The following is an 11453-nucleotide window of genomic DNA, read 5'->3' on the forward strand; positions in this document are numbered from 1 at the left end:
AGCCAGTCACCACTGTCTTAGCTTTCCTCCGATACCAGTTTGTCCTTGACGATATTAATCGCAGTATCAATATCAGCCTGATAATGAACCAGTGGCCATTTAATGCCATGGGCGAGCAGACTGCGCCGAACAGCTGGACGCGTTCCCGTCAGATAAATCACAGACTGGTTACGTTTTGCCTTTCCAATAAATGCATTGATTGTAGCTGATGCCGTGGAATCGATAATCGGAACATCCGAGAAATCGATAATAATGGCTTCCGGCCAGGCAGAAGCCTGTTCAAGTGCTTTACCTACAGTACCTGCTGCACCAAAGAAGAAAGCACCAGAGATGCGATAGACAACAATTCTGTCATCCTTGACCAGAGTGGAATCATACTCTGTCCTGTTGTCATCCATGTCAGGGATATCAACACTGTTATCCGGCAGATTGTTTTCAATACGAATAGAGGTTGCCATGCGGTGTAAAAACAACAGGGCACCAAGGCTGAAGCCAACAACAATGCCCTCGGTCAGGTCACGGAATATGGTCAGCAGGAAGGTCGCCAGCAGAACAACTGCATCACCTGCTGATGCGCGCATCAGAACATTGAATTCATGCTTCTCTGCCATATTCCAGGCAACAACTGCCAGAACACCGGCAAGAGCAGCCAACGGGATATAGCCTGCTAATGGTGCCGCAATCAGCATGAACAGCAGCAGGAAGACCGCATGAAGCATGCCCGATACCGGGCCGTGAGAACCTGAACGGACGTTTGTTGCTGTGCGGGCAATCGTGCCGGTAACACAGAAGCCACCAAATAAGGCTGAACCGATGTTGGCAATACCTTGTGCAACCAGCTCACAGTTTGAACGGTGCCGACGACCGGTCATGCTGTCAGCGACAACGGCTGATAACAGGCTTTCAATACTGCCCAGCAGCGTAAAGGAGACGGCAGCAGGAAGAACCTCGATAACTTTTGAAAGTGATATTTTTGGCAGGGATGGCATTGGGAGAGAACGTGGGATACCACCGAACTTGGTACCGATTGTCTCAACAGGCAATCCGAATAAGGCTGCCGCAATAGATGCCAGAGTGATGGCAACCAGCATGCCCGGTATTTTGGGTGCTAACTTCTGAATACTGATGATAATGGCAATAGTTGCTACGCTTAAGACAGTTGCAGCTACAGATATGGATGGGAACGATTCCCAAAGCACCATCAATTTAGGCAAGAGTGGGCCGGGCTCCGGGGCCACAAGTGTCAGCCCAAACAGGTCTTTAACCTGACTGGCGAAAATGATGACGGCAATGCCTGTTGTGAAGCCAACAGTAACTGGAAACGGAATGTACTTGATGAAGGTGCCAAGTTGTAACAACCCAATGGCAATAAATATAATGCCTGATAAAGTGGTTGCGAGAATGAGACCATCAATACCGTACTGATGAACAACGGCTGCAACGAGCACAATGAAGGCTCCTGCCGGGCCACCAATCTGAAAACGGCTTCCGCCCAGAAGTGAAACGAGAAAACCACCCACAATTGCCGTGTAAAGTCCGCGATCTGGTGTGACGCCGGAAGCAATGGCAATTGCCATTGAGAGTGGCAAGGCAACAATGGCAACGGTCAATCCGGCGATAACATCAGCCTGAAAGTCCTTAAATCCATATTTCTCACGCAGAATAGTAATCAGTTTTGGCGTGTAAAGTTCAAGCCAGTGTGCTTTTGAAGCGCGTGTCGTCAATTCAATCAGCCCCAAAAAAGCAGAGCGATATTTTTATATCTGCTCCGCATAGACAGATTTGGCCAACAAAAAAGGTATGTTGTAGCCAATGGTTACAACATACCTTGGTTTTAGCTTATTGGAAGCCCATTCATGTGCTTCGAAAGCGCGCGGTCATGATCTGGGAAAGATTTTCCAAAATCTCCCTGCCCACAAACCTCAGATTGTAGATTCAATCCACTTTGTCAGATCGCCCTTTGGAGCTGCACCTGCGCGCTGACCAGCCAGCTGACCATTCTTGAAGATCAAAAGAGCGGGAATGGAGCGGATACCGAACTGAGAAGCAATGTTCTGATTTTCGTCAACGTTGACTTTAGCAACCTTTACTTTGCCAGCCATTTCGTTGGAAATTTCTTCAAGAGCCGGTGCAATCATGCGGCAAGGTCCGCACCACTCAGCCCAGAAGTCAACAACAACTGGTTCTGAAGAATTGAGTACTTCTTGTTCGAAGCTGGCGTCGGTCACCGTTACGGTAGCCATGGTATTACCTCATCAAAAGAACGCGTATCGCGTAAGAATCTTTGCATTGTCACTGCTGCAAAGTAGGTGCCCTGTTCCAAAGAATCAAGGCGTTTAAAAGCTAAAGTCAAAGGTATTTGAATTTTTGATATCGTGGAGTGCTTTGGCGCATTCGTCGTGAGAGACTTCCCGGACAACCGGCCCGTTTGTCCAGATAACAAAGGTTTTGATCGTATGTTGCGGATAAAGTTCAGTAAGCAAATCGGCATAAAGGGCGAGCTGTGCGACATATTCCTGTGGCACAGGCTGGCTATGCTCTGGCGGTCTGAATGACGATTTGAAATCTGCGATGAGAACCTGATTCTCAAGGACGACAAAACGATCAACCTGTCCTGAAACAGGAAGTGGGCCAGCGGAGGTAAGCAATGTTCCGGTGATGGGAACCTCAGCCCGAGCTGTTGCTCCGAATAATGGTTTCAGTTCATCAGTGCCTAAAAGTATCAAGACATCATTGATGAGTTTGGAGCGCTCGGTTTCAGGCCATGAGGGCACCTGTTGTGCAATGTAATTTGTTGCACGTGTCAACCGATCTGCTTCGGGGATATTGGGTAATCGCTCAAGCAGGGCATGAGTGAGCGTGCCCTTGAGTCGTGCTTTAGCTCCCTTCAGACGATTACCGGATGTTTTGCTGCCAGATGACTTGCGTGGGTCTGGATAGATGACAGGTGGTTCGGCAGCTCCCAGTACGTTTGATGGACGCAGGGGTGGCAAAGGTTCTGGTTCAGGTTGAACAGGGGTTTTGAGCCAATATGGAGGCTCAAGTGCCTCTTCTTTAACAGATGGGGGTTGCAGCGGTAACTGGGTTCTGCTGTCACCCTCATACCATATTGTAACGGTGCCAAAATCTTCCTGCTGCGTCTTTATGTTCTGTGGTACGCGCTCAAGACCGGTGCGGATCATTTCGCTCCAGGCTTCCGGCTGAATGGTGTTGCGGCTGGACGTCTTGAATGGAGCAACGAGAAGCTTGTCCTTCGCGCGTGTCATGGCAACATAAAGCAGGCGGTTATGTTCTTCGATTCCCTTTGAACGCAGGTTTGAACGGGCAATCCCCGTAATCTCACAATCCATTTTCTTTGTTGTCCAGACCGGGACATTTGTATTCTTGAAAGATACGGGAATGAGCGCGGGGTCACGACCCAAGACATCCCCGCCATCAATCAGAATAGTAACAGGGGCTTCCAGCCCCTTTGCACCATGAACCGTCATGACACGGACTTCATTGCGGTTAGACTCAAAGTCACGCTTGATGGAATGTGAAGCTGTCTCAAAACGATTAAGAAATGTTAGCAGAGAAGGTGTCTCGCTAGATTCCGCATTTTTGGCAAAGGTCAGGAAGGCATCAATCGCATCCCCGGCTTCCATACCAAGACGGGCCACAAGCCGTGCCCGCCCTTCCATATGACCGAGCAAGGTGGCGAAGAAACCAAATGGCCCGAAATCACGGGCAACCTCACGCCATGCTGCGAGATTAATCTGGGCTTCAACGGCTGCTTTATCGCCATTTTCTGCATGACGGTTAATTGCAGCGGCTAAAGATTCAAGCTCTTGCCGATCAGCGGCAAGTCGGAAGAGCTCTTCTTCAGTCAAACCAACCAGTGGGGATTTAAGAGCTGTTGCCAGTGTCAGGTCATCCTCAGGGAGAAGGGCTGCACGACCTGCAGCAATCAGATCCTGCACGGCAATATGCGCGCCAATATCAATTCTGTCCTGCCCTGCAACCGGGATGCCGCGTTCTTTCAGGGCACGAATAACAGCCTCAAATGCGGCACCGCGTTTACGCACCAGTACCAGAATATCTCCGGCATTCCAGATACGGCCATCTTCATCACCGCGCTCAATCCAGCGCTCAACCGTTCTGGCAATGCGGCGGGCAATGATGACAGGAGGTGAGGTTTCCTCTGGCTGATCAAGCGGGATTACCCATGCTTCCGGCTCTTCTGCCTCTTGTGGTTCTTCAACAGGCCATAGGATAACCTGCCCGGGCGCATGGGGGCGCGCACTTTCATGGATAGTGCCAGAGGCGCCAGCCTCGAATGAGAGACCTTTAAAGTTTTCTCCAACAGCAAATGTGGCATCAACGGCCGATAAAACAGCTCTGACTGAACGGAATGAGAGGGTCAGACGGACATCCTCAAAGCGCATACCAGCATCTGCAACATGCCGTGACCAGTGAACCCGGCTGGCTTCAAACTCATGGGGAGCAGCGCCCTGAAAGCCATAAATTGACTGCTTGGGATCGCCCACTGCAAAAAGCGTTCTGTCTCTTTGCTTTTCAATGCCAATACCTGAAGTGAAGTCTTCAGTAATCAGACGCAGTATCTGCCATTGCTCAGGGTTCGTATCCTGCGCTTCATCAACGAGGACATGATCAATACCCCGATCAAGTTTATAAAGTACCCATGCAGCATCACTACGAGACAGCACATCCAGCGTTTTATGCACCAGATCATCAAAATCGAGCGCACCGCAACGGGTTTTCTCAACCTCAATGCGGTGACGGATATGATGGGCCAGTCTGTACAGAGCAACTGTTCGCTCAAACGCTTCTGTAGCCTTAAGATTGTCTGATAAGCCTGCTAGGCGGTCTCGCTCATCAAATAGCTCCTGTCGGGTATATTCGTCGATACTCTGAGTGACAAAGGCCCGATCGGAGCGTGGCGTACCGGCTAATGTGAAGAAGATAGCGTGATAGCTTTCAAAGGCTTGAGCTGTATTGTCCAGACTGGTGAGGAATGTCTGGATATCACTGGCCCGATCACGATCTGTCGCTTTGGAACTGGCAAGCAGGGTAGAGGCAATCTCTGAAAGCCTGTCTCTTGGGATTCCGGTATTTAAAATACTTTGACGTAAATCTTGAGCCGTCTTTAGCGAATCAACCTTGAGGGCAACAGCAAGGTTCTGCTCCATCTTAAGCAGGCCATCTTCTGATGCCAGAGTGCGATCACGCATGGCCGCCTGCAAGACAGTGCGCAGACCATCTCCACTGGCAAGTTCACTGACGATTGTCCATGCTTCCGTAAGTTGTGGTGCAAGACCACCGATGATGTCGCTCAGGGTTGAGGAGACCATACGCTCTGTCAATTCAGCAGCGAGATTCTCATCCAGAACATTGAAACGAGCCGGTACGTTGGCTTCAAATGGCACAAGATGAAGCAGACGTTCACAGAAGGCGTGCAGGGTTTCAATTTTCAGACCACCCGGCGTCTCAATAGCACGGGCAAACAGACGGCGGGCATTGCGCAGGTCCGCCCGGCTTGGTTTTCTGCCTTCCAGCTCTTCAAGCTGTGCTGCGAGCGTTTTATCATCCATCGCAACCCACTGCCCAAGGCGCTCGAATATCTTGATCGACATATTCGCTGCTGCGGCTTTGGTGAAGGTCAGACACAATATACGGCCGGGTAGTGAGCCGGCAAGGAGCAGCCGCAGCACACGATCTGTCAGAACTTTTGTTTTACCTGCGCCCGCATTTGCCGACACCCAGGCAGAAGCGCGGGGGTCGGCAGCTCTATGCTGTGATGCAATGGTATGGTGGGGGATAACCAGATCACTCATTCGGCCTCTCCCCCATCTTCGCCACTGGTCAGGGACCATTCCTTGACGCGGGCAAGGTGGTCGTAATCAGAGTAACGTTTGGCAAATTTCGGGAAGGGGCGAGACGTGTAAGGAACCCGACCCATCACAAAATTATTCAGTTTAACTTCAAGCTTCCGGCGATGTTCAGCAATGATATCTGCAACAGTGCGTTCTTCACCCCGTTCAGGTTTGACCGGGCGTTGATCGAGTGCAGGTTTGCCGCCACTGGCGTGGATATAAAGCAGGTCAGGTGCCTCAGAAGGAACAGGAATATCCTTGAATGCTCCTTCAAGGAGCATGGTAGCTTCAAGAGTCATCTGTGGTGCAAAGCCTGCAAATATCTCTTTGACTCCCGGAGGGCGTCCCGTTTTGAAATCAATAACGGTAGCACTGCCATCTCTATGGCTTTCAATCCGGTCAGCACGGGCACGAAGCAGAAAGACGCTGCCATCTTCCAGTGGGATAGATAAGCGGCCGGATTCTTCAACCAGCAGCTTATGGATATCCCCACGGCGTGCCTGTTCCCATGCAATGAACTCGTGAGCCAGCCGCTCAAAGCGCGGCCACCATTCGGCATAAACCTGCGGGAAGGCGGTATGGATATCCTTGAAAGCCTCTGCCCCCATTTGCAGCAATTCAGCCAGCGCATCTTCTGGTAGGTCATTCGGCCATTGGCTGGCAAATTGCGCAACAACATCATGAATGATCGTACCGCGATCTGCTGCTCCCGGTGCTTGTGAAAGTGGGTCCAGAGCATCAAGCTTCAGGATGTGCTTGGCATAAATTGCATATGGGTCACGCTGAAGTGTCTCAATTTCAGTAACACTGAGAGAACGCGGAAAGTAGCGAGGATCTGGTTGTGGGGTCGGGCGTTTAAGGGGTGCTGATGGCTCCATATATTCAACCAGAGCGGCAAGCTTGCGATAATAATCACCGCGACGGGTTACGCTATTCCAAACTTCATCACCACTGAATGCTTTCATCCGCTGGAGAAAACGGGAAGGAACCATTGGGGATCCATCACGCTTGGTGGCACGCGTGATAACGACATTATTTGCGGAGGCAAGCTGTACAAAATCGTGTGCTGTCTGACCAATGCGACGCTCTGGCGGAATGAGCCCAAGCTTTGCTTTCATCGGGCGGTTCAGAAAAGCATCAGTTCTAATACTTGGTGGCCAGATACCCTCATCCAGACCACCCAGAACAATTCTGTCAGCAGAAAGAAGACGCGCTTCCAGAAGGCCCAGAATTTTCAGACGCCGATGACTGAGATGTCCGGGTGGAGCAACGCTGCGTTCTGAAGCCAAAGCATGGAAAAAGGCAGGATAATCTATAAACCGGCCAGTGACACCGATGCTTGGGTCAACCTGCTCCAGCTCATTAAACAGGGCTTCCAGTTCACCTTGGGAGCCATCAAAGATTTCATCATCCGGGTAGAGCGCTTCCACAACCTTGCGATGGGCAATGGAGATTGTTGCAAGGTTGGTCTCTTCTGGGAAATCCGATGGTGAAAAGCCAGTGAATGCCTGCTCTAGCTGCGTAACCAGATTCTCGGCCAGCTGCCAGCCATCATCGCCAATCCGCTTCCATGGGGCAGGTTTGCGATATGCATCCTGCTCACGAGCGATTGCTAGAGCACTTCGTAAACCGTTTAATCCTGGGCCCGGAGCAGGGCCACGTAAAATTCCGATTTCGAGAGCACTTGTGGCCTCTTCGACAGATTGGCGGGAAATACCAAATGTCACAAAAGGATGGGCGAGTAGAGCGAGCAGACTTGCCGGGCTGAAATCATCAGCGGCAGTCTCTGCGGCGAGGCGCGCAAGCTTTCCAGCAAGGGCGTGAGAGAGAGCTGTGCCGGCGGAATCTTCAACTTCGATGCCCCATCTCAGCAGCTCTGCCTTAACCCGGCTGGCAAGCCCGCGGTCCGGTGTAACGAGAGCCGCCGTATGTCCCGGAGTTTCCAGAGTCTCACGTAATGCTACCGCACAGGCGAGCGCCTCTTCCCGCTCGTCAGATGCTTCTATCAAAGTTAGGCTTTCAGTCCCGATCGCTGCAAGTTCAAGTCGTTCATCTGCTTTGATAGCCGCCCATAAATCTGTCGATTCAGCCGGGCGAAGGGTTTCGCTGAAAAAGCGGTTACGTTGGGCAAGAGAAGGGGAGGGTTGCCCAAGTGGCCTGACCTCACTGCGTGGAAGCCTAATAAACTGTTTGAGCAGGCGATGTAATGTTGTCTGGGGGTGCCCGTGTACGGCATCGGTTTCATCGTCACCGACAGAGCCAATGAGCTCCCAGCTTGCATCATCAAGTTCCGTATCAAGGCCGGGTAAAACAATTGCGCCTTTGGGCAGTCGGGAGATGGCCGAGATTAATCTTGCTGTTGCAGGAACAGAACCGGTTGAACCTGCAACAATAACGGGCTTGTCTGGCTGCTCGCTATCCAGTCTTTGTGCTTCAGCTTCAATCAGGAATTTGCGGCGCTGTACTGGATCACTGGCATTGCGTTCACCAAGAATTTGCGGCCAGCTTTCCGTCGCAATTTTCACAAACTCAAGAGTGAGTTTGAAGTAGTTTGAATAATCTGCATCAACAGCTGCCGCTATTTGATCCCAAGGGGCATCTTCCGTCGTGAACTGATCCATCAAGGCTTCAAGATCGCCCGCAAGCCCGACGGCATCCGCGGGTGATGACGGCACAATAAACGGGAGGCTGTCAGAAAGACCAACCAGACTTTTATCAATTGCCTTTGACCATTGCTGGACGAGCTGGGCAAAGATCATCCGGCGCTCAACTGTACCAATGGGTGGTGCAAGCAGATTCTCGGCAAAAGCATCCATACCTGAGAGATCAAGCCCGAGAGTATCAACTTCACCGAGAGGCACGATATTTGGAAGCAATAATGTTTTACCTCCCATCCGTTCTGCCAGAAGCATTATCAAAGCGCGTGCAGCACGGCGGGTAGGAAGATAAATCGTCAGATCAGCAAGGTCAGCATGCTCAGCCGGAAACCCGGGTATCAGCTGCCCACTCAACAGGGCATCTGTCAGGCATGACAAAAAGTCCGTTCCCGGCGGGATGGAAAAGACTTTTGGTTGAGATGGGGCTCTGGTTTGCACGGGCTGCTTCTGAAAGTCGTTATGATGCGGAAGGAACCCGGATCAGTCCCTTCCAACCAGCTGGATGATACGAGAGTTTTCTTATCCCGACAATCTTGCTGGCTGGATGGCGGCATTTTTCATGCCGATAATTTAAACAGGTGGTGTTCCATTTGCTGCCAGGACTTCGCCTGCAAGATAAAGAGAACCACAGATGAGGATACGTGGCGGTTTTTCCCATGCGTACTTATTGAGTGAGGTAATGGCAGCCTCAATGCTTGCCGCACTGCTTGCTGCAAAGCCCAGGTCTTTTGCCATGTCCCTGATTTCATCGGCCGAACGGGCGGCAATCTGGTTATGCATTGAAACGGCTACGAGGTCGCGGGAGAGACCCACAAATTGTTTCAGAAAGCCTTGTGAGTCTTTTGTGCCCAGCATGCCGCAAATCAATACGAGTGGAGCAGCATGACGTTCTTCCAGATCAGCCATGGCCTGTGAGAGAACCCTTGCTCCATCAATGTTATGTCCGCCATCAAGCCATAATTCTGAGCCTTGGGGTGCCAGATTGACCAGATTACCGTGCTTCAGTTTTTGCAGACGGCCGGGCCATTCTGTCTGCTCAAGTCCCTTCTCAAAGGCTGCCTGCTCAAAACTGCCGAATTTGGTTGCGCGTAGGGCTGCAATAGCTGTTCCGGCATTGATGAACTGGTGACGTCCGGCAAGTTTGGGGCGTGGCAAATCCAGTAAGCCTGTTTCATCCTGATAAACGAGACGACCTCGTTCTTCGTGAACAGAGAAATCCTGATTGCCGACAAGAATTGGGAAAGCCCCGACCTCTACGGCTGTGCGATAAAGTTCTTTATCTGCTTCTGCATTAAACTGGGGGGCAATAATTGCCGGGCAGCCTTTTTTGAAAATACCTGCCTTTTCATTGGCAATCTTGACGATATCGGTGCCAAGGAATTCTGCGTGATCAAGCCCAATAGGCGTTACAACTGACGCGATAGGCTCATCAATCACGTTTGTGGCATCAAACCGTCCACCAAGACCAACTTCTAATAAGAGAACATCAGCTGGCTCTTCAGCAAATAACAGAAGGGCAGTGGCGGTTGTCATTTCGAAAACCGTGATCTGACGCCCGGCATTCACAGCTTCGCAACGGCGCAAGGCTTCCAGTAACCGATCTTCAGATACACATCGTCCACCTGTTGGGGAACCGAGGCGAATGCGTTCATGGAAGCGCACAAGGTGTGGTGATGTGTAGACGTGGGTTGAAACGCCTGCTGCTTCCAGAATGGCGCGCATGGTGGCAATGGTTGAACCTTTACCATTAGTGCCCGCAACATGGATTGTTGGTGGTAAACGCTTGTGTGGATTGCCAAGATCCTCAAGCAGGCGCTGAATCCTGTCGAGAGACAGATCAACAGCCTTGGGATGTAGCGCCAGAAAACGGGCAATAATGGCGTCGGATGAATCCATAGCGCAGATAACCACCATAATCAGACGGCTGGTAGAACTTCTGCCCAACCAGCCGTAAAGAGTCGTGATATGAAAAGGTCAGAAGACCTTATTTCTCAGCCTTGGCCTTAGGTTCTTTAGCTTTTGGTGCAGCTTTTGCTTCAGGCAATGCGAAATGCATCAACTGGCGGCAAAGACGGGCAATTGTTGGTTTCAGTTCATGACGGTGAACGACGGCGTCAACCATGCCGTGATCTTTCAGATATTCTGAACGCTGGAAGCCTTCTGGCAGCTTTTCGCGAATTGTCTGTTCGATAACGCGAGGACCAGCAAAGCCAATCAGTGCTCCCGGTTCGGCAAGGTGAATATCGCCAAGCATTGCATAGGAAGCAGTGACACCACCTGTCGTTGGGTTGGTCAGAACAACAATATATGGCAGGCGGGCTTCATTGAGCATCCGTACCGCAACAGTTGTACGTGGCATCTGCATCAGAGAGAGAATGCCCTCCTGCATACGCGCGCCACCAGATGCAACGAACAGGATGAAAGGTGTCTTCTTTTCAATGGCAGTTTCGGCTGCTTTGACGAAAGCTTCGCCAGCTGCCATGCCGAGTGAACCACCCATAAAGGAGAAGTCCTGAACGGCAATAACCATCGGGACATCGTCAACACGGCCATAACCGATCTTGAAAGCATCCTGCATGCCGGTCTTGGCGCGGGCATCTTTCAGACGATCAACGTATTTCTTTTCGTCACGGAACTTTAACGGGTCGGTTGCGACTTCCGGAACAGGAACATCCAGCCATGTTTCACCATCAAACATATACTGCAAACGCTGGGTTGCGTTGACACGCATATGGTGGTCAGAAACCGGGATAACCCACTGGTTGGCTTCTACATCCTTATGAAAAACCATTTGCCCGCTTTCAGGGCATTTGATCCAAAGGTTTTCGGGCGTTTCGCGTTTGAAGAGTGTTTTGATCTTCGGGCGAACGACTTCAGAAATCCAGTTCATACGTAGTACCTAAATCCGTCACCTTCACAGGGA

Annotated in this window: 6 protein-coding genes; all 6 read right to left on the reverse strand. The window is 51.1% G+C overall.

The window, feature by feature from the left end; all coding sequences use genetic code 11:
* Window positions 1-17: 17 nt before the first annotated feature.
* Window positions 18-1724: a SulP family inorganic anion transporter gene (locus WJT86_RS01855; RefSeq protein WP_346335788.1), complete on the reverse strand. Its 1707-nt coding sequence runs from the start codon at window positions 1722-1724 to the stop codon at window positions 18-20.
* Between the two features lie 198 nt (window positions 1725-1922).
* The gene (gene trxA / locus WJT86_RS01860) at window positions 1923-2243 is read right to left on the reverse strand and encodes a thioredoxin (protein WP_346335789.1); all 321 of its coding nucleotides are present in this window, start codon (window positions 2241-2243) and stop codon (window positions 1923-1925) included.
* A gap of 93 nt (window positions 2244-2336) precedes the next feature.
* Window positions 2337-5834 carry a double-strand break repair helicase AddA gene (addA, locus tag WJT86_RS01865; protein ID WP_346335790.1) on the reverse strand — a complete coding sequence of 1166 codons (3498 nt, stop codon included), beginning with the start codon at window positions 5832-5834 and terminating at the stop codon, window positions 2337-2339.
* Window positions 5831-8968 carry a double-strand break repair protein AddB gene (gene addB, locus WJT86_RS01870; protein WP_346335791.1) on the reverse strand — a complete coding sequence of 1046 codons (3138 nt, stop codon included), beginning with the start codon at window positions 8966-8968 and terminating at the stop codon, window positions 5831-5833. The genes addA and addB overlap by 4 nt, the downstream gene beginning before the upstream one ends.
* Window positions 8969-9100: 132 nt before the next feature.
* Window positions 9101-10426 carry a bifunctional folylpolyglutamate synthase/dihydrofolate synthase gene (locus WJT86_RS01875; protein WP_346335792.1) on the reverse strand — a complete coding sequence of 442 codons (1326 nt, stop codon included), beginning with the start codon at window positions 10424-10426 and terminating at the stop codon, window positions 9101-9103.
* Window positions 10427-10514: 88 nt separating this feature from the next.
* Window positions 10515-11420 carry an acetyl-CoA carboxylase, carboxyltransferase subunit beta gene (gene accD, locus WJT86_RS01880; RefSeq protein WP_346335793.1) on the reverse strand — a complete coding sequence of 302 codons (906 nt, stop codon included), beginning with the start codon at window positions 11418-11420 and terminating at the stop codon, window positions 10515-10517.
* Window positions 11421-11453 lie beyond the last annotated feature (33 nt).

This window comes from Hohaiivirga grylli (assembly GCF_039655745.1).
GTDB lineage: Bacteria > Pseudomonadota > Alphaproteobacteria > Rhizobiales > Beijerinckiaceae > Hohaiivirga > Hohaiivirga grylli.

What these genes read in the sequence shown, in the direction of transcription:
- trxA (WP_346335789.1), bottom strand. Translation starts at nt 2,243, where the DNA reads ATGGCTACCGTAACGGTGACCGACGCCAGCTTCGAACAAGAAGTACTC.
- addA (WP_346335790.1), bottom strand. Translation starts at nt 5,834, where the DNA reads ATGAGTGATCTGGTTATCCCCCACCATACCATTGCATCACAGCATAGA.
- accD (WP_346335793.1), bottom strand. Translation starts at nt 11,420, where the DNA reads ATGAACTGGATTTCTGAAGTCGTTCGCCCGAAGATCAAAACACTCTTC.
- WJT86_RS01875 (WP_346335792.1), bottom strand. Translation starts at nt 10,426, where the DNA reads ATGGATTCATCCGACGCCATTATTGCCCGTTTTCTGGCGCTACATCCC.